At 72.7% G+C, this 16,677-nt stretch carries 20 protein-coding genes; 8 read left to right on the forward strand and 12 right to left on the reverse strand.

The window, feature by feature from the left end; translation table 11 throughout:
* Nucleotides 1–290 precede the first annotated feature (290 nt).
* Both ACZ53K_RS40285 and ACZ53K_RS40290 read left to right on the forward strand, forming a co-directional pair.
* Complete coding sequence (locus ACZ53K_RS40285) at nt 291–968, forward strand: GAF domain-containing protein (RefSeq protein ID WP_468847406.1); 678 nt, start codon at nt 291–293, stop codon at nt 966–968.
* Entirely contained in the window at nt 961–1,755 is a 795-nt protein-coding gene (locus tag ACZ53K_RS40290; protein ID WP_468847409.1) for an ANTAR domain-containing protein, read from the forward strand. The genes ACZ53K_RS40285 and ACZ53K_RS40290 overlap by 8 nt, the downstream gene beginning before the upstream one ends.
* A 27-nt stretch (nt 1,756–1,782) precedes the next feature.
* On the opposite strand, the gene ACZ53K_RS40295 is transcribed toward ACZ53K_RS40290, so the two are convergent.
* On the reverse strand, nt 1,783–2,733 hold the full coding sequence (locus ACZ53K_RS40295) for a DUF3048 domain-containing protein (RefSeq protein WP_468847412.1): 951 nt from the start codon (nt 2,731–2,733) through the stop codon (nt 1,783–1,785).
* A gap of 140 nt (nt 2,734–2,873) precedes the next feature.
* Here ACZ53K_RS40295 and ACZ53K_RS40300 point away from each other — a divergent pair, with 140 nt between their 5' ends.
* Nucleotides 2,874–3,635 carry a Mut7-C RNAse domain-containing protein gene (locus ACZ53K_RS40300; protein ID WP_468847414.1) on the forward strand — a complete coding sequence of 254 codons (762 nt, stop codon included), beginning with the start codon at nt 2,874–2,876 and terminating at the stop codon, nt 3,633–3,635.
* A 44-nt stretch (nt 3,636–3,679) separates the two neighbouring features.
* Here the strand turns inward: ACZ53K_RS40300 and ACZ53K_RS40305 are convergent, their stop codons facing one another.
* Nucleotides 3,680–4,489 (reverse strand): acyltransferase, encoded by an 810-nt coding sequence (locus tag ACZ53K_RS40305; RefSeq protein WP_468847416.1) that lies wholly within the window; start codon nt 4,487–4,489, stop codon nt 3,680–3,682.
* Nucleotides 4,490–4,629: 140 nt separating this feature from the next.
* On the opposite strand from ACZ53K_RS40305, the gene ACZ53K_RS40310 reads away from it, so the two are divergent.
* Together ACZ53K_RS40310 and ACZ53K_RS40315 are read left to right on the forward strand one after the other, a co-directional pair.
* On the forward strand, nt 4,630–5,121 hold the full coding sequence (locus ACZ53K_RS40310) for a DUF6328 family protein (protein WP_468847419.1): 492 nt from the start codon (nt 4,630–4,632) through the stop codon (nt 5,119–5,121).
* A 132-nt stretch (nt 5,122–5,253) separates the two neighbouring features.
* On the forward strand, nt 5,254–5,859 hold the full coding sequence (locus ACZ53K_RS40315; protein ID WP_468847422.1) for a flavodoxin family protein: 606 nt from the start codon (nt 5,254–5,256) through the stop codon (nt 5,857–5,859).
* Nucleotides 5,860–5,923: 64 nt separating this feature from the next.
* Here ACZ53K_RS40315 and ACZ53K_RS40320 read toward each other — a convergent pair whose 3' ends face one another.
* The 3 genes from ACZ53K_RS40320 to ACZ53K_RS40330 all read right to left on the reverse strand — a co-directional run bounded on the left by ACZ53K_RS40320 (nt 5,924) and on the right by ACZ53K_RS40330 (nt 8,031).
* Nucleotides 5,924–6,964 carry an SDR family oxidoreductase gene (locus tag ACZ53K_RS40320; RefSeq protein ID WP_468847424.1) on the reverse strand — a complete coding sequence of 347 codons (1,041 nt, stop codon included), beginning with the start codon at nt 6,962–6,964 and terminating at the stop codon, nt 5,924–5,926.
* Complete coding sequence (locus ACZ53K_RS40325; protein WP_398349299.1) at nt 6,961–7,080, reverse strand: LPFR motif small protein; 120 nt, start codon at nt 7,078–7,080, stop codon at nt 6,961–6,963. The genes ACZ53K_RS40320 and ACZ53K_RS40325 overlap by 4 nt, the downstream gene beginning before the upstream one ends.
* Nucleotides 7,081–7,146: 66 nt before the next feature.
* Entirely contained in the window at nt 7,147–8,031 is an 885-nt protein-coding gene (locus tag ACZ53K_RS40330; RefSeq protein WP_468847426.1) for an SDR family oxidoreductase, read from the reverse strand.
* Between the two features lie 154 nt (nt 8,032–8,185).
* Between ACZ53K_RS40330 and ku the strand changes: the two genes are divergently transcribed.
* Entirely contained in the window at nt 8,186–9,205 is a 1,020-nt protein-coding gene (ku, locus tag ACZ53K_RS40335) for a non-homologous end joining protein Ku (RefSeq protein ID WP_468847428.1), read from the forward strand.
* Between the two features lie 69 nt (nt 9,206–9,274).
* On the opposite strand, the gene ACZ53K_RS40340 is transcribed toward ku, so the two are convergent.
* The 3 genes from ACZ53K_RS40340 to ACZ53K_RS40350 form a co-directional block, all read right to left on the reverse strand.
* A complete protein-coding gene (locus ACZ53K_RS40340) occupies nt 9,275–9,739 on the reverse strand; it encodes a DUF5709 domain-containing protein (RefSeq protein ID WP_468847431.1) in 465 nt (154 codons plus the stop codon).
* 129 nt (nt 9,740–9,868) lie between these two features.
* The gene (locus ACZ53K_RS40345) at nt 9,869–10,264 is read right to left on the reverse strand and encodes a DUF2795 domain-containing protein (RefSeq protein WP_468847434.1); all 396 of its coding nucleotides are present in this window, start codon (nt 10,262–10,264) and stop codon (nt 9,869–9,871) included.
* Between the two features lie 177 nt (nt 10,265–10,441).
* Entirely contained in the window at nt 10,442–11,179 is a 738-nt protein-coding gene (locus tag ACZ53K_RS40350; RefSeq protein ID WP_468847437.1) for a GAF and ANTAR domain-containing protein, read from the reverse strand.
* A gap of 193 nt (nt 11,180–11,372) precedes the next feature.
* Between ACZ53K_RS40350 and ACZ53K_RS40355 the strand changes: the two genes are divergently transcribed.
* Nucleotides 11,373–12,416, forward strand: a complete 1,044-nt coding sequence (locus tag ACZ53K_RS40355) for a Ppx/GppA family phosphatase (protein WP_468847440.1) — start codon at nt 11,373–11,375, stop codon at nt 12,414–12,416.
* Nucleotides 12,417–12,574: 158 nt separating this feature from the next.
* The gene (locus ACZ53K_RS40360) at nt 12,575–12,907 is read left to right on the forward strand and encodes an STAS domain-containing protein (protein WP_468847442.1); all 333 of its coding nucleotides are present in this window, start codon (nt 12,575–12,577) and stop codon (nt 12,905–12,907) included.
* Nucleotides 12,908–13,109: 202 nt separating this feature from the next.
* Here the strand turns inward: ACZ53K_RS40360 and ACZ53K_RS40365 are convergent, their stop codons facing one another.
* The 4 genes from ACZ53K_RS40365 to ACZ53K_RS40380 all read right to left on the reverse strand — a co-directional run bounded on the left by ACZ53K_RS40365 (nt 13,110) and on the right by ACZ53K_RS40380 (nt 16,418).
* On the reverse strand, nt 13,110–13,412 hold the full coding sequence (locus ACZ53K_RS40365) for a hypothetical protein (protein WP_468847445.1): 303 nt from the start codon (nt 13,410–13,412) through the stop codon (nt 13,110–13,112).
* Nucleotides 13,413–13,721: 309 nt separating this feature from the next.
* The gene (gene ligD / locus ACZ53K_RS40370; protein WP_468847448.1) at nt 13,722–14,684 is read right to left on the reverse strand and encodes a non-homologous end-joining DNA ligase; all 963 of its coding nucleotides are present in this window, start codon (nt 14,682–14,684) and stop codon (nt 13,722–13,724) included.
* A gap of 63 nt (nt 14,685–14,747) precedes the next feature.
* A complete protein-coding gene (locus tag ACZ53K_RS40375) occupies nt 14,748–15,281 on the reverse strand; it encodes a gamma carbonic anhydrase family protein (RefSeq protein WP_468847451.1) in 534 nt (177 codons plus the stop codon).
* A 111-nt stretch (nt 15,282–15,392) separates the two neighbouring features.
* A complete protein-coding gene (locus ACZ53K_RS40380; protein ID WP_468847453.1) occupies nt 15,393–16,418 on the reverse strand; it encodes an alpha/beta hydrolase in 1,026 nt (341 codons plus the stop codon).
* Nucleotides 16,419–16,677: the final 259 nt, after the last annotated feature.

Consider the following 16,677-nt stretch of genomic DNA (forward strand, 5'->3'; position numbering starts at 1 on the left):
CCGATCTCGTTCAAGAAAGACCCGGGACATCGCGAGGGGGTCGCTCTCGTCGTCACTCAGCGCGACCACCGCCCGGGCGCCCGGCGGCACGCCGGCCGGGGCGGCGCCCGGCCGGGCGCCGCCCCACGGTGGTTCGGAGGATGAAGACGGCAACGGTCGTCCAACGGTGTCGGCAGCGTTGATGCGGCGTTGATCCGGCACCGATGAAGCGGCCAACGGGCCCCGCTTCACTGGGTGTCGGACGTGAACTGGTCCGTGCCGCAGCATTTTACGCCGGAGGAAGGGGCGCCATGGAAGGCTCCGATACGTACGCGCACCTGTTCCCTTGCCGTTTCGCGGACCTGGCCGGCGGCTCCCCGCGTACCGGGGCCGAGACCGCCGGTTTCCTCGACACCCTCACCCACGTCTGCCAGGAGCTGCTGGAGGCCGCCGGGTGCGGAATGCTGCTGACCGACGCCTCCGGCAGCCTGAACCTGGTCTCGGCCTCCACCGAACCGGCGCGCCTCCTGCAGCGGCTGCAACTGAGCCGCTCCGAAGGCCCCTGCGTGGACACCTTCCACACCGGACGCGGTACGCAGTGCCCCGACCTGGCGCACGCCCACGTCTGGTGGCCGTCCTTCGCGCCGGCGGCCCGGAGGGCCGGGTTCGCGGCGGTGCAGACCACCGCGATGCGGCTGCGGGGCGAGACGATCGGCACGATCGGTGTCTACCGCACCGAGCCCGGCCCTCCGGAGCAGGCCACGACCGTACTGGCCCAGGCGCTGGCCGACGTGGCCGCGGCCGCCGTACGGCACCAGCGCCTGCTGAGCCGCGGACACGCCGGCGGTAGCGGACCCGCCCGTCCCACCGGTACGCCATCGCCCACGGTGCCGTCCGGACGGCACCCCGGCAGGCCGTCCGAAGCCCCGGCCGGCCGCTCCCGAAGCGCCGGGAGCACCGGTCCTCCCCAGGAGTGCGTCGATGCCTGAGACCATCGGTCCGCCGTCCGGCGACCCCTCGTCCGACGAGGCCGGGACGGCCCTCGGCGCCGCCTTGGCGGACCTGGCGGTCACCAGCCCCGGAACCACACCGGTCACGCTCACCCGGCGTCTGGTCACGTACTGCGTCGATCTGCTGCCCGTCGACGCGGCCGGTGTCCTGCTCCTCAGCTCCCCCGCCCCCGGTGGCCCGGTGGCCGAGGCGGGCATCCGCCCCGCCGGCACCTGCGTCGAGGTGGCCGCCAGCACCGAGGAAGCGCTCCACCGGGTGGAGCTGTTCGAGACCGGCACCGCGCAAGGTCCGGGCATCCACGCCCTGTTGACCGGCCGCGCGTGCGGCGTCGCGGACCTCACCGTCCCGGACGGCCGCTGGCCCGAACTGACCGTACGGGCCACGGCGGCGGGCTACCTGGCGATGTGGGCCCAGCCGATGCGCCACCTCGACCACTGCGTCGGCGTCGTCAACCTCTACCGGCGCACCCCCGGACTCCTGCCCCCGCCGCTCCAGGAACGTGCCCGCAAGCTGGCCGACGCGGCCACCGTCGGGCTGCTGCTGTGCTGGGCCAGGCGACTGCGGGCCCAGCGGCTGCGGCGGAGCCTCACCGCTCGCGTCGTCACCGAACAGGCCACGGGCATCCTCGCCCAGCGCCTCGGCCTCTCCCCGGCCGCCGCCTTCGACGTACTGACCGGCCAGGCCGACGCCCGCCGGGCGCACGTGGACGTCCTCGCCCGCGCCCTCACCGAGGAGCCCGACGGTCCGTGGCCTCCGCCGGCTTGATCACCCGGTGCCGCGGCGCTCCCGCCGCTATCCGGCCCCGCCGCCCACCGCCTCCTTCGGCACGAACACCACCCACACCTGGCCGGCCGCGAAGTTGAGCGGTGCACCCGACGCCGTGGTGAAGTCCGTGCCGCCGTTCGAGGACGGCCGCGACCAGTGGGCGTCGTACGCCTTGCCGTCGCGCAGCACCCGCGCCGGTCCGGAGCCGGTCGTCTCGGTGTACGGGGAATACGCGCCCCAGCGGTCGTGGTAGCGCGAGGGGCGGATCCGTGCGCCCTGGACGACGACCGTGGGAACCGCGAGCCGCTCCCCGGAAGCGGCCTTGACCGGGCTGCCGTCCATCGACACCAGCCAGCCCCGCCGCTGCGCCGACCACTCGAAGGTGAAGCGGGCGGCCGGGTAACGGGCGGTGTACGAGGGCGTGTTGCGGCCACCGGACGGCGCGGTGCCGAAGCGGAAGCCGATGTCGTGGGCGGTGCTCGCGCCGGGGGCCGCCTTGAGGGCGCTCTCGGGGCGCAGGTAGAGGTTGTGCGGTGCCGCGCGGTCCCGGCCGCGGAAATAGGCGTCGCCCGTCTTGCCCGGCGGCACCGGGTACAGCGGAGCCGCCTCGACTTCGGGCTCCAGCTTCGCCTGCGTACCGGAGTAGGCGAAGGCGGGGCGGCCGAACTGGCGCAGCAGTTCCAGGTCGGATTCGCGGGCGCTGCGCACCGGGCCGACGGCCTGCGGCAGCCGGGAGGAGTAGACGGCCAGCAGCCGCGACAGTCCCGACTCGACCCGTTCCACGTAGACGATGTCAGCGGCGTCGAGGCCCGTCTGGGGGCGCGCCGCCCGTACGTTGTCGATCTTCACGGCGATGACCGGTGCGGCCCGCGCCGCCTTGCCCGTGAACGGGGAACGCCCGTCGGACACGCCGCCTTGCTGACAGCCGCCCGACACGCCGGCCAGCAGCGCGCAGAGCAGCGCCGCCCCGGCCCGCACCGTACGTTTCCTCGACCGCACCGGCGTCCTCTCGTCAGGGCCACCCCGCCCGTCGAGGACATCACAGGAACGGCCGCGTGGCGAGAGGGCCCGGACGGCCCGGTACGCGGCGCGCCACGGCGCGATGGCATCCTGACGGCGTGAACCGACCCGAGATCCACTTCACTGTCGCCCCCGAGCTGCGGCTCTTCGTCTCCGCCGACCGGCGCCACGGCCGCACCGCCCTGCACACCGACGGCACGTCCACCCTGGGACATGTCGTGGAATCGCTCGGCGTCCCGCTGACCGAGGTGGGCCGCCTGCTCGTGGACGGCCGTACGGTGCCGGTGTCGCACGTGCCGCGGGACGGCGAGTCGGTGGAGGTGTGCGCGGTCGAACGGCCGCAGGAAGCGCCGGGCGCCCCGCTGCGGTTCCTGCTGGACGTGCACCTGGGGACCCTCGCACGGCGGCTGCGGCTGCTGGGCGTGGACGCGGCGTACGAGAGCGAGGACATCGGCGACCCGGCCCTGGCGGCGCGGTCGGCCGCCGAGCGGCGGGTGCTGCTGTCCCGGGACCGCGGTCTGCTGCGGCGGCGCGAGAACTGGGCGGGGGCGTACGTCTACAGCGACCGCCCCGACGAGCAACTGCGCGACGTCCTCGGACGGTTCGCGCCGGAGCTCGCGCCGTGGACCCGGTGCACCGCCTGCAACGGTCTGCTCAAGGAGGCCGAGAAGGGCACCGTCGAGGAGCGGCTGGAGGGCGGTACGCGGCGTACGTACGACGTCTTCGCCCAGTGCACCGCCTGCGACCGGGTGTACTGGCACGGCGCGCACCACGCGCGGCTGGAGGCCGTCGTCGACGACGCGGTGCGCGAGTTCGGCGGCGCCGCGGCGCGCCGGGAGGGCTCTGCCGCGCAGGGGTGAGGCGTGGGTGCGATGGGAGCCCGGCCCGGCCGTCCGGGAGCCTTTCAGGAAGCGTCGGCAGCCGCCCCCGGAACCGGGGTTCCGTGCCCCTGCCCCGGTTCCACCGGCAGCCCGCCGTCCGCCCCGGTCTCCAGTGCGGCCAGGGCCATCAGTTCCCTGGACGTCACGCCCTCCGGCACCGGCACCGGCGCCGGGGTGCGCAGCGGCGGCTGCCAGCCCGTTTCCGGGTCCCAGGAGCGGACGACCTTGGCGGGCGCCCCGGCCACCACCGCGTGGTCGGGGACCTCGCCCCGTACGACGGCGCCCGCCGCGACCACCACGTTGCGGCCCAGCCGGGCGCCCGGCAGGATCACCGCGCCGGTCCCCACCCAGCCGCCCGGGCCGATCGTGACGGGCTCGCTGCGCGGCCACTGCTTGCCGACCGGCAGCTCGGGGTCGTCGTAGCTGTGGTTGGTGGTCGTGACGTACACGCCGGGGCCGAAGAAGCAGTCGTCGCCGATGGTCAGCCGGACGTCGGCGATCACATGGCTGCCGCGGCCCAGGACGACGCCGTTGCCGAGGGTGAGGATCGGGTCGGCCCCGAGGTCGAGGCCGGGCATCATCCCGGCGGTCAGCGTCACGTCCTGGGCGATGATGCAGTACTCGCCGATCTCGATCCACGGGTCGCCGAAGACGGTGCCCTGCGGGTAGGCCAGCCGGGCGCCCGCTCCCAGCCGGCGGAAGCGGTACGGTCCCGGGCGCTCGGCGGTGGCGGCGCCCGCCTCCCGTACCCAGCGCGCCCCGCGGTGCACCGCGCGGGACACCGTCCGGCGGCGCCACGCCGCCACGGATGAGAACACGTTCTTCTTCGGCACCCGCTCACCGTACTCAGGCCGGTGCGCCGCCCACCCCGCCGGCCCCTGTGATCTTCACCCCACCGGCGGGCGGCGGTCCCGCCCACGAATGCCCCGTCCGCCGAGGGGACAGCGCCCGGCGGCCCGCCTATCGTTGGGTCATGGAACCCGCCGAGCAGGCTGTCGACGGCCGTCGCGAGTCGGCCGAGGAGCGTGCCGACCGGCGGTGGAACGAGTTGCTGCAAGAGGTCAGGGTCGCCCAGACCGGCGTGCAGATCCTGTTCGGCTTCCTGCTCACCGTCGTCTTCACCCCCCGCTTCACCTCCCTGGATTCGGTCGACAGGGCGATCTACGTGGTGACGCTGTGTCTGGGCGCGGCCGCCAACGGCGCCCTCATCGGGCCGGTCGCCTTCCACCGGCTCGTCACCGGGCGGCATCTGAAGGCGGAGACGGTCACCTGGGCGTCCCGGCTGACGATCATCGGCATCGTGCTGCTGCTCGCCACCATCATCTCGGCGTTCCTGCTCATCCTGCGCATCGCGCTGCACGACAGCGCCGTCCCTTGGATCGTCTCGGGGCTGGTCGCGTGGTTCCTGCTGTGCTGGTTCGCGCTGCCCGCCTGGGCGCGGCGCCGGTACGCGGGTGACCGGTGAGCACGACCGTGCCGCGGGGTGCGCCCGCTCCGTGTCGAACGGCGGGGCCCGGGCACCCGGGGTACGGTCCACACCACGGGTGACCGGGGCGCCACGGCGTGCTCACACCCTGCCGATCTCCGAGGAGTTGCCATGATCCGGGCCCTGGCGTTCGTCTGCACCCTGAACCCTTCCACCACCTCGTCCAGCAGTCAGCTGCTGGCGGACCAGGTACTGGCGGAACTGGGCGGCCTCGGGGTGCAGTGCGAGTCCGTACGCGTCGCCGACCACGACATCCGCCCCGGCGTCGGCACGGACATGGGCGACGGCGACGCGTGGCCGGGGCTGCGCGAGAAGCTCCTGGCGGCCGACATCGTGCTGCTGGCCACCCCGATCTGGCTCGGCCACCCGTCCAGCCTGTGCCAGCGGGTGCTGGAGCGGATGAACGCGGACATCTCCGAGACCGACGAGCAGGGGCGGCAGCTGATGTACGGCAAGGTCGGCGCCGTCGCCGTCGTCGGCAACGAGGACGGCGCGCACAAGGTCAGCGCCGACCTCTTCCAGGGCCTCAACGACCTCGGCTTCTCCCTCGCGCCGAACGCCGTCACGTACTGGGTGGGCGAGGCGCAGCACGGCACGGACTACCAGGACCTGGACGAGCGGCCGAAGAATGTGGCCGCCACGACGCGCACGCTCGCCGTGAACGCCGTGCACCTGGTGCGGCTGCTGCACCAGTACTCCTTCCCGCCATCGTCGTGAGGGGCCGGATACCCGCCAACGCGCGGGACCGGTTACCCGCCGTCGTGCGGGGCCGGCCCCCTGGTCAGCGGCCGCGCCCGCTCCGGCGTACGGGTCCCAGTACGACCCCCACGGCCGCGCCGGCCGCCGCCGAGGCAGCCGCCACGAGAACGGGGTGCCGCGCGAGGGCCGCCTGCGGCGAGTGCGGGCGGGAACTGTCGTCGAAGGCGCCGTGCGCGCCGTGGTCGGGGCCGTCGGCACCGTCCGCGGGCAGCCACAGGTTCTCCGGCCGTCCCGTGTCCGCCCGTTCGTCCGTCTGCTGCGAGTCGTACCCCGTACGGGCGAGGTAGCGGTCCAGCAGGGCGGGCGCGATCCGGTTGCCCAGGATGGCCGCCACCGTGGAGTAACCGACGTAGTACTGCTTGCGCCGCGGGTGCGCGGCCGCGTGCAGCACGGCCCGGGCCGCCACCTCCGGCTGGTAGACCGGGGCCACCGGCCGGGGGGTCTTCGGCAGCCGGGACAGCACCCAGTCGAACTGCGGAGTGTTGACGGCCGGCATCTGGACGACGGTGACAGCGACGTGGCTGCCCTGGTGCAGCAGTTCGGTACGGACGCTGGACGTGAAGCCGTTGATGGCGTGCTTGGCGCCGCAGTACACCGACTGCAGGGGTACGGAGCGGAAGCCGAGGGCGGAGCCGACCTGCACGATCGAGCCCGCGTCCCGCGGCAGCATCCGGCGCAGCGCGGCCCGCGTGCCGTTGACGAAGCCCAGGTACGTCACCTCGGTGGCGCGCCGGTACTCCGCTGCGTCGATCTCCGTGAACGGTGCGAACACCGTGCTGAAGGCGTCGTTGACCCATACGTCGATCGGCCCGAAGGCGTCCTCCGCCGCCTGGGCCGCCGCTTCGACCTGCTCGGCGTCGGCGACATCGGTGGGCAGGGCCAGGGCACGGCCGCCCCGCTCCTCGACCTCGGCCGCCGCGGCGTCCAGTCCGGTGCGGCCGCGGGCGAGCAGGGCGACGTTCGCCCCGCGCGCGGCGAAGAGCCGGGCCGTGGCACGGCCGATTCCGGCGCTGGCGCCGGTGATGACGACGGTCTGCGGTCCGGGCCGGTGCGGGCGGCTCACCGGGCACCGCGCGAGGCGCCGCCGAAGAGGCGGGCGAGGGCGCGGAAGGGCAGGGTGACGACGGTCGCGATCGCGTTCCCGATGGCGCGGAACACGTCGGCGATGGCGCTGAGCATGGGAACCTCCCTGGGGGTCCTGACATGGGTTCCGATATGGGTTCCGATGCGGCTGCGGCCGCTTCGCTACGGCAGCGGGGTGCCGCCGGTCGCGTTGACGATCTCCGAGGTGATGTAACCGGCCTGCTGGGACGCGAGGAAGACGTAGGCGGGTGCCATCTCCACGGGCTGGGCCGCCCGCCCCAGCGGGCTCTGCTTGCCGAACCCGGTGGTGTCCGGCAGCGTCGAGGGGATCAGCGGCGTCCACACCGGGCCCGGGGCCACCGCGTTGACGCGGATGCCGCGCTGGGCGAGGTCGCCGGCCAGTGCGTGGGTGAAGGTGACGATGGCGCCCTTGGTGGTCGCGTAGTCGAGCAGCTGCGGGCTCGGCTGGTACGCCTGTACGGACGTCGTGTTGATGATGCTGCCGCCCTCGGGAATGTGCGGCAGCGACATCTTGGAGAGCCAGAACATGCCGTACAGATTGGTGCGCAGCACCCGGTCGAACTGTTCCGTGGAAATGCCCTCGATTCCGTCGGGCTGCGCCATCTGGTAAGCCGCGTTGTTGACCAGGACGTCGATACGGCCGAATTCCCGCACCACCCGGTCGACCAGGGCGCGGCACTGCTCCTCCTCGCGGATGTCGCACGACACCGCGAGGGCCCGCTGCCCCGCCTCTTCGACCAGCCGGACGGTTTCCTTCGCGTCCTTCTCCTCTTCCTCCAGATAGGTGAAGGCGACATCCGCCCCTTCACGGGCGAAAGCGAGCGCGACCGCGCGTCCGATGCCCGAGTCACCGCCGGTGATCAGCGTGCGGCGGTCCCGCAGCCGTCCGGTGCCCTCGTAGGACGTCTCGCCGTGGTCGGGCCGCGGAGTCATGTCGTCCGTCGCGCCGGGGTGCGGCTGGTCCTGCTGAGGGAATTCCGGCTTCGGGTGCTCGTGCACGGGATTCCGCTGGTCGTTCCCGGTCATCGTCGATACCTCCAAACGCGCGGCTGTCTACGCGGTACCCGTCCTGCCGCCACGAACACGTGACGTCTTCGGCCCTTTTCCGGTCCGGGTGCCGCCGCCGGGATGCGGTGGGCCGGTAACCGGCGTGCGATGGATTTCGGAGGTGGTGCAGACCATGGCACGAGCCATTTGGAGCGGTTCCCTGTCCTTCGGGCTGGTCAGTCTGCCGGTGCGGATGTACGCGGCGACGGAGAGCCACACCGTGCATTTCCACCAGATCCAGCGCGGCACGTCCGACCGGATCCGCAACAAGCGGGTCAATGAACGCACCGGAAAAGAGGTGTCCGCCGAGGACATCGTCAAAGGGGTCGACGCGGGCGACGCGTACGTTCTGGTCGAGCCGGAGGAACTGGACGACATCGCGCCCGGCCGGTCCAAGGCGGTGGAGATCAGCGGTTTCGTGGACCTCGACGAGGTGGATCCGGTCTTTTTCGACACCACCTACTATCTCGGCCCGCGCGGCAAGGACTACGGCAAGGTCTATGCCCTGCTCCACAAGGCCTTGAAGGAGTCCAACAAGGCCGGTATCGCCACCTTCGTGATGCGTAACCGCGCCTATCTGGTCGCGGTACAGGCGGAGGGCGACATCCTGGCCCTGCACACCCTGCACTGGGCGGACGAGATCCGCGATCCGCGCGACGAGATCGGCGATCTGCCCGGCCGGACGAAGATTCCGGAGCGGGAGCTGAAGACCGCGGTGCAGCTCGTCGAGGCCCTGAGCACCGAATGGCGGCCCGAGGAATACCACGACACATACCAGGAACAGGTGCGCCGGCTCATCGAGGCCAAACGCAAGGGCGAGACCGTGGAGAAGAGCCAGGAGCCGCCGGAGTCCACGAATGTCGTGGATCTGATGAGCGCCTTGCAGGCCAGCGTGGATTCGGCCAAGGGATCGGCGAAAGGACGGAAAGGGAAGGGCGCGGTGGCGGCGAAGCGCCGTACCGGCGGGCGCCGCTCCCGGAAGGAGAGCGGGAGCCGGCAAAGCTCCGCCGGCCTCTCCCAGCTCAGCAAGGCCGAACTCTACGAACGCGCCACCGAGGCCGGCGTTCAGGGCCGGTCCTCGATGACGCGTGACGATCTCATCGCGGCGCTGTCCGGCAGCGGCGGCGGCCGGACCGCCGCGAAAGCGTCCTGACCGGCCACGACCGGACCGGCCACGACGCCTGCCCGACCGGGCGCGCGCCCGGAGGGGTGTCGGCGGCCCTCAGCGCAGGTCGGGATCGTCGACGATGTGCACCGCGGCCTCCTCGGCCGACGCCGCCCCACCGTCGATACCGACGTCGCGGCCGATCTCGTCGTTGCGCAGCCGCAGGGCGTCGCCCTCGTCGGTGCCGGTCATCCGTCCGGCGCGCTCGTCGCCCACCTGGCGGTCCACGGGCTCGCCCTCGCCGTCCTGCTGGTCGCCGATGCCGTCTCCGTCCGGCGGTTCGACGTCCGGCTCCTCCTTGGCGAGCCGTTCGTCGAGGCTCTCGCCCGTGCGCTGTTCGTTCGCGGTGGTGCCCGTCTGGTTGACGGCCAGCGGCTTTTCGGGGGGCGAGTATCCCTGGTCCAGCATGTCGTCGTAGTCCGGCTCGTCGAGAGCGTCTTCCATGTCGAGTTCGTCGGACGTTCCCTGCTTGTCGGACGCGGCCGGCTGATAGACCTCGTCGCCCATCGCTTCATCGGACATGACAGCTCTCTTTCCAGCGGTGCCGGTTGCCACCCGCGGCGGGCCGCTTGTCACGGCCTGCCGTCCCGGGCGTTTCTCCGGCGACGTCGGTGACAGTCGTTCGGGGGCTTTCGCGGTCGCGGTGTGCCGCTACCTGGTGAGCCCCAGTGATTCCACGATGCGCTGCGCGTTCTCGTACCGCTCGTTCTCCGGAAGGCGCTGGGCCAGTGCGACCAGCCGGTCCGGCGCGTTGTTCTGCCGGAGCGTGCTGATGATGGTGTCGCGATCGGCCGGATACAGACTGCGGCTCAGGTGCTGGGCCATTTCGGTACGGATTTCCACGGCCTGTGGCGTCATACCGTCCGGGACGCTGCCCGGCGTGGGGGATCCGGCGGTCCGGCTGACGTCGGGCTGGTCCTCTCCGGACGGCTCCAGTTCGTGGTCCTCTTCGGCACGCAGTGCGCGGTCGGCTTTCAATTCGCCCTGGAGTTCCTTCTTCATCATGTCGTCCCGGGCCGGGCCGGCCTTGTTCGTACCGTGATCCATTGCTTTTCTGCCTCCAGGATGCACCGATTTCATTCCGTCCCCGCCCCGCACGTCCGAGCCCTCCCGTGCCATGCGTTACGGAGTGCCCGTTGGCCCTTTCGCGAAACAGCCCGAAGCCGAGAGCGAACGAGGGAACCGGGCGCGCCCCGGCCACCGGTCCCGGCACGAACGCGCCGGTCAGCCGGGTTCGGGCCGGGCGAACGGGCCGGAGTCGGCGGGCCCGTCGATGACCTGCCGGGCGACGTCGGTCAGCTTGCGCTGGTGCGCGCGGGCGTAGCGGCGCATCAGTTCGAACGCGTCGTCGGGCGTATGGCTCCGGCGTTCGGCGAGCACGCCCTTGGCCTGTTCGATGACGACCCTGCTGTCCAGGGCGGTCTGGAGCTGTCCGGCCCAGACCCTGAGCCCGTTCAGGTCCGTCCGGTACGCCACCCCGATGGCCACGGCGTCGGCCAGTGCCTGCCCCAGCGCGACCTCCTTGCGGGCCAGTGCCCCGTGCTGGTGGAAGAGGTTCAGTGCACCCAGCCGCCGGTCCCGGTAGCGCACAGGCAGGGCAGTGGCCGCGTTGAAGCCCTCGTCCAGCGCCTGGGCGGTGAAGCGCGGCCAGCGGGCCCGGCAGCGCGGATGGCGCAGCGGTACGTCGGTCAGGCTCTGCCCCGTACGCCAGGCGTCCCGGCAGGGCCCCTCGTCGTGTTCGACCTGCACCCGCTCCAGACGCGTGGCCGTGTCCGTGCAGCCCACCGCCAGCGTGGGCTGCCCCGGGCCGCCCGCCATCAGCACACCGCCCGCCTGCACGCCCGGGAGCCGTACGCAGTACTCGGCCAGCCGTTTCACGGGGCCGGTCATATCCTGTCCGCCGGCCGGGTCGGCGAGTTCGAGCAGAGCGGTGATCAGTAGTTCTTCCCGGTCGGACGACATGACGAGGGCTCCCTTCGACAGACCGCACCGGCGGCTGTCGGACGTGGGACGGGTATCCCGCCCCGGATATGCCGCCCCGGGTATCCCGGAAGCGGCCGTACAAGCGCCCGGAAGGCCCCCGCTCCGGTGGCGGGCGCCCGACCGGACCGGGGCCCAGGCGCTGAAACGGGCCGAAAGGGGTACCCGCACGGGCATGCGCTTAGCCGTCCTCGACGCCGGGTCGAACTCCGTACATCTGCTCATCAGCGAAGTGGTCGGCGGCGTTCCGTTGCCCGCGCACTCCCTGAAGGGTCCGGTCCACCTGGCCGAACACGTGGCCGCGGACGGGACGGTGCCGCCGGAGGCGGCGCGGCGGCTGGCGGCAGCAGTGGCGCGGGCCCGGGAGCAGGCGGACCACTGGCGGTGCGACCGGCTGTTCGCATACGCCACGGCGGTGGTCCGGGATGCCGCCAACCGCGACGAGGTGCTGGAGACGGTGCGCGCCGGGAGCGGGATGCGGCTGGCGGTGCTGCCCGGCGAGGTGGAGGCGGAGCTGACGTTCCGCGCGGCGCGGCGGTGGGTCGGTCTCCAGGCCGGTCCGATGGCGCTGCTGGACATCGGCGGGGGTTCGCTGGAGGTCGCGTTCGGCCGCGGCGCCCTGCCGGACTTCGCCTTCTCCCTCCCCCTGGGCGCGGGGCGGCTGACCCGGGAGTGCCTGCCTGGCCGGGGCAGACCCGGCCGCGCGGCGCTGCGGGAGCTGCGTCAGTACGTGCGGGCCTCGCTCAAGGACGTGGCGGCCCGGGTGCGCTGGGAGGAGCCGCACACCGTGGTGGCCACCTCCCGGATGTTCCAGCAGCTGGCCCGGCTGTGCGGGGCCGCGCCCGGGCGGGACGGCCCGTTCGTCGCGCGCCGGCTGGCCCGTACCGGTCTGAAGGAGGCGGTACGGCAGCTGTCGGCGCTGACCGCGGCCGAGCGGGCGGAGCTGCCGGGGATCTCGGCCGCCCGCTGCCGCCAGGCCCCGGCCGGCGCCGTCGTCGCCCACCAGGCGATGAAGAGCATGGGGATCGACGAGGTCACCCTCTGTCCGTGGGCGCTGCGCGAAGGTGTGCTGCTGCGCCATCTGGAGCAGGGCGGTCAGAACTGGTGGCCCAGCCCGGTGCTCCGCTACGAGGACGCCGGGACCGGCGCCGCGCCCGGCGGCGGCACCTCGCCACGTGTGCCGCGCCGGCTGCCGCTCGGCCGGGCGCCGGCCGACTGACCGCGTACGTCCGTACGAGCCGGTGCCACGGCCAGGGGCTTCCCGCCTGCGAGCCGGGCTCCGCTCAGGGCCCGGCGCCGGCCGTCCCGGTTCCAAAACCGCCCCACACCATCCACGACGAGTCGCACCGGGCGTTCGGCGCCCGGGCCGGAGTCATCATGTACCTGTCGAACTACCGTATCGCCGACCGCCTCGTCATCGAGATCCCCGAGATCATCGACATCGCCAACACCGGCCAGGTCGCCGCCGGCCTCCAGGGCCTGCTGCGCGAGCCCGCGGCCAACGGGGTCGTCATCGACCTGCGGGCCCCCATCATCACCGTGGCGGGGCTGCAGACCCTGCTGAGCTGCCAGCGGACCGCGCGCGAGCACGGTGTGACGCTGAGCGTGGCCGCGGACCGCCCCATGGTCCGCAAGGCGTTCCGCCTCACCGGAGTGCACCGCACCATCCCGCTGCACAGCTCAGTGGCCGACGCCCTCGCCGCGGCGTAGCCGTACGGAACGCCGCTTTCCCGCCATCGCGTGGCAGTACGGACCCCCTCGTCCCGGCCGTCCCACAAAAGAGGTGTTTACCGAACGGGGTGATGAGTTACCCGTCCCCCAGCCTTCCGCAAGCGGCCGCCGGAAGGCAGGCGCCGGGCCGGTTGAGACCACAGCCGCCGGCGCCGCTCCTCGCTCACGGCACTCCGGCCGGTCAGGAGGACGGCGGTTGGCCGTGGTGGCGCCGGGGAAGCCGCTGGGGCGCGCCGGACCTGAGGACCAGCGGGTGGGCAGGCAGCCGGGTCAGGGGCGAGGAGTGCCGGTAGCGGTCGATGGAGGCGGCCCGGCCGTACGGGCCAGGCCGCTGGTACTGCCGGCCGCGGGCAGCCGTGGCCGGTGGCTCGGCCGAGGGCGGCCGGTCAGGCCGGCGGGGGCGGAGCATGGCGTCTTCGTACCGGCCCAGGGCAATCACGAGTCCGAGCATCGCCAGAGGCCAGAGGGCGGCGAGCAAGGGCATGGCCGCTCCCTTCCTTGCCGGTCGTACACGCTGGCTGGAGCTTCACGTCGTCTGACGGGTCACCCTGCGGCGACACGGCAAACCACCGGGTGGCGGCGGCCACTCCACCGGCCCCGGGCACGGCGGTTCTTCCGGCCGCCGTCACTGACGCCCGCCGGGTGGCGAACCGGCAGGTCAGCGCGGTGGACCCGCACAGCGGCCGTTCCCGGCCCGCCCCGAAAGCCGTTACGGCGACTTGCGCAGGAACGCCGTCCGTGCAGACCGGCATGTGAGACGGCGACGCCCACCGGCGTACGCCCGAAGGCTTCATCAGTCCAGCCGGGTGAGATCCGGGCGCAGCCGGTGCCAGGTCGGCTGCCGGAGGCGGCCGGCGGAGGTCCAGCCGGAGAAGGTGACCTCGGCGACGAGCCGCGGCTCCGCCCAGTGGGCGCCCGGCGCGTCGACCTGGTTCACGAAGGGCGAGGCGTCCCGCCGTACGACCTCCAAGTACCCGGCCAGCTCCCGTCGTTCACGGCCGGAGAGCCCCGACCCCACGGAACCGACGTACCGCAGCCCGTCCGGCCCGTCGACCCCCGCCAGTACGGCACCGGGCAGCCCGGCGAGGCCGCCACGCCCCTCCGTCCAACCGCCGATCACCACATCGAGCGTCACCAGGTGCTTCGTCTTGCGCCACTCGGACGACCGGACGCCGGGGGTGTAGCGGGAGGTCAGCCGCTTGGCGACGACCCCCTCGAAACCGGCGTCCAGGGTCGCCTCCCAGGTCGCCCGCGCGTGGCCGGTCACATACGCCGGGACCGACCAGTGCGGTCCGTCGTCCAGCCCCAGCTCGGACAGGGCGGCGCGGCGCTCCACGTACGGGAGTTCCAGCAGCGGGCGCCCATCGAGGCTGAGCACGTCGAACAGGACGAGGTGGACCGGGTGATCCCCGGCCAGGGCGGCCGCACGGCGCCGGTTCGTGACGCCCATCCGGCGCTGCAGCAGCCCGAAGTCCGGCCGCCCCGCGGCGTCCAGGACGACCACCTCACCGTCGAGAACCGCGGAACGCCCCCGCAGCCGCTCACCGAGCGGCGCCAGCTCCGGATACGTCGCCGTAGCGTCGTTGCCCGCCCGGGTGACCAGCCGCGACGTCCCGTCGCCCGGCGCGCCGGCCAGACACCGCGCCCCGTCCCACTTCGCCTCGAACGCCCACTCCCGCTCCTCCCCGGCGGCGGGCAGCGGGCCGGGGGTGGCCAGCATGGGCCGGAGGCCTGGCGGCGCGTCGGACGGGACCATGCCCCGATGATCGGCCGCCGCCCCGCACCCGGCCACCGGGGCGGGGGCACACCGCCGAGGCCGTTACCGGCCCTCGGCCACCTCCTGATGGCTCTTGGCCAGCTCGACGTACATCGTGGCGTTGAGCCGGATGCCGTCGCGCTCCTCCTCGGTCAGTTCGCGCTTGACCTTGGCGGGCACCCCGGCGACCAGCGACCCCGGCGGCACCCGCATCCCCTGTGGTACCAGCGCCTGCGCCGCGACCAGCGACCCGGCGCCGATGTGCGCGCCGTTGAGGACGGTGGCCCCCATACCGATCAGTACGTCGTCCTCGACCGTGCAGCCGTGCAGCACGGCGTTGTGCCCCACCGAGACCCGCTCGCCGACCGTCACGGGGAAGCCGGGGTCGACGTGCACCGTGCAGTTGTCCTGGATGTTGCTGTCCGCGCCCAGCACGATCGGACCGCAGTCGGCGCGCAGTACCGCGTGGTACCAGACCCCGGCGCCGGGCCCGAGCGTGACGTCTCCGACGACGACCGAGGTCGGTGCCGTGAAGGCCGCCGGATCGACCGACGGCTCCCGGCCGCCCACGCCCGCGATCAGTGCTCGCTGCTCCATTGCCGTACTCCTCGTCGCCGGGCCGTTCGGACCGTTCGGGTTCGCGCCTGGGGGCACAGTAGGCGACGGGCCCGCGGGCGCCGCGGGCGGGATTGCGGATCATTCAGGCTCTCAGGAGTTCGGCCGGTCCTCCATCGGCACCGGTCCGAGCATCTGCTCGCTGATCCAGTGCAGCGACTCCGGCATCCGCTGGATGTACGTGTGGCCGCTGTGCTTGCCGTCGGGGATCTCGAACAGCGTGTGGTGGATCGGACCGCCGGTGTGCTCCCGGATGAACTTCTTCACGTACGGCACCGCGACCTCCTTCGAGCCCAGCTCGAACGCGAGGTAGACGTCCGGCCCGCCCTTGGCCTTGAGCTTCTCGGCCAGCAGGCCCGGGTCGTTGGCGCGCTTCTCGGCGGGGTGCCCGTTCCACATCGGCGAGTCCGGCACGGTGTCCGGCCCGTTCGCGATGACCGCCTTGAACTGGTGCGGGTGCTTCAGCACCGCCTTCAGGCCCGCGAAGCCGCCCGAGGAGGAGCCCATGAACGCCCATCCGTCGCGGCTGTTGTACGTACGGTAGTTGGCGCGGGCGAAGGCGGGGACGTCCTCCGTCAGCCAGGTGCCCATCTTCGGCTGCCCGGGGATGTCACTGCCGTCGTGGTACTTCTTCTTCGGGTTCAGGACCGGCATCACCAGGATGAACGGCAGCGTCTTGCCGGACTGCGACCATTCGGCGATCTTCTCCTCCAGCTTGAAGTCGCCGCCGATCCAGTAGTTGTTCGGGTACCCGTACGCGCCGGGCAGCGCTATCAGGACCGGGAAACCGCTCTTGGCGTACTGGGGCTGGTTGTACTGCGGCGGCACCCAGGACCATATGTCGCCGGTGAACCCGGACTTCTTGCCGTGCCACCGGGTCTTGACTATCTTCGTCCCGTCGTCGCCCGTGGTGCGCTGCGTCACGAAGTGCGAAGCCGGCCCGGTGGGCTGGACGACCTTGGCGGTCCCGCTGCTCGCCTCCCGCGCCTGCTGCCGCAGCTGCGGCACATGGGAGGCGTCCACCTCGTCCCGGTCCTTGCTGCCGCAGCCGGCCACGAGCCCCATCGCCATCAGGCTCACCGCGGCGACGGCCGCGGTACTGGTTCGCAGGCGCTTCATCGGGACGTACTCCTTGCAGACTCATGTCCGGCGGGGCGGCGGGCACCGCTCCGCCATCTGGGCGAAGGACACCAGAATAAGATCAGCCGGCTTGCCGCCCGCGGCTCCCCCAAGGGCACCGGTCCGGCCGCCCGCCGTACGACGGCGTCACGGTCGCGCACACCGTCGTGCGCCTCCAGGCTTATGGATGTCGAACAGGCGGGTTTAGGTTCCCTCTATCGGTATGCCGGGTTGCGGTTGATTCGCGAACCGGCTCTGG

The organism is Streptomyces sp. NPDC033221 (genome assembly GCF_055577005.1).

Excerpts from the sequence above, each read along its gene's own strand:
- ACZ53K_RS40340 (WP_468847431.1), bottom strand. The coding sequence starts at position 9,739 with ATGTCCGATGAAGCGATGGGCGACGAGGTCTATCAGCCGGCCGCGTCC.
- ku (WP_468847428.1), top strand. The coding sequence starts at position 8,186 with ATGGCACGAGCCATTTGGAGCGGTTCCCTGTCCTTCGGGCTGGTCAGT.
- ACZ53K_RS40375 (WP_468847451.1), bottom strand. The coding sequence starts at position 15,281 with ATGGAGCAGCGAGCACTGATCGCGGGCGTGGGCGGCCGGGAGCCGTCG.
- ACZ53K_RS40345 (WP_468847434.1), bottom strand. The coding sequence starts at position 10,264 with ATGGATCACGGTACGAACAAGGCCGGCCCGGCCCGGGACGACATGATG.
- ACZ53K_RS40380 (WP_468847453.1), bottom strand. The coding sequence starts at position 16,418 with ATGAAGCGCCTGCGAACCAGTACCGCGGCCGTCGCCGCGGTGAGCCTG.
- ACZ53K_RS40360 (WP_468847442.1), top strand. The coding sequence starts at position 12,575 with ATGTACCTGTCGAACTACCGTATCGCCGACCGCCTCGTCATCGAGATC.
- ACZ53K_RS40350 (WP_468847437.1), bottom strand. The coding sequence starts at position 11,179 with ATGTCGTCCGACCGGGAAGAACTACTGATCACCGCTCTGCTCGAACTC.
- ACZ53K_RS40290 (WP_468847409.1), top strand. The coding sequence starts at position 961 with ATGCCTGAGACCATCGGTCCGCCGTCCGGCGACCCCTCGTCCGACGAG.
- ligD (WP_468847448.1), bottom strand. The coding sequence starts at position 14,684 with ATGGTCCCGTCCGACGCGCCGCCAGGCCTCCGGCCCATGCTGGCCACC.
- ACZ53K_RS40325 (WP_398349299.1), bottom strand. The coding sequence starts at position 7,080 with ATGCTCAGCGCCATCGCCGACGTGTTCCGCGCCATCGGGAACGCGATC.
- ACZ53K_RS40330 (WP_468847426.1), bottom strand. The coding sequence starts at position 8,031 with ATGACCGGGAACGACCAGCGGAATCCCGTGCACGAGCACCCGAAGCCG.
- ACZ53K_RS40355 (WP_468847440.1), top strand. The coding sequence starts at position 11,373 with ATGCGCTTAGCCGTCCTCGACGCCGGGTCGAACTCCGTACATCTGCTC.
- ACZ53K_RS40365 (WP_468847445.1), bottom strand. The coding sequence starts at position 13,412 with ATGCCCTTGCTCGCCGCCCTCTGGCCTCTGGCGATGCTCGGACTCGTG.
- ACZ53K_RS40315 (WP_468847422.1), top strand. The coding sequence starts at position 5,254 with ATGATCCGGGCCCTGGCGTTCGTCTGCACCCTGAACCCTTCCACCACC.
- ACZ53K_RS40285 (WP_468847406.1), top strand. The coding sequence starts at position 291 with ATGGAAGGCTCCGATACGTACGCGCACCTGTTCCCTTGCCGTTTCGCG.
- ACZ53K_RS40310 (WP_468847419.1), top strand. The coding sequence starts at position 4,630 with ATGGAACCCGCCGAGCAGGCTGTCGACGGCCGTCGCGAGTCGGCCGAG.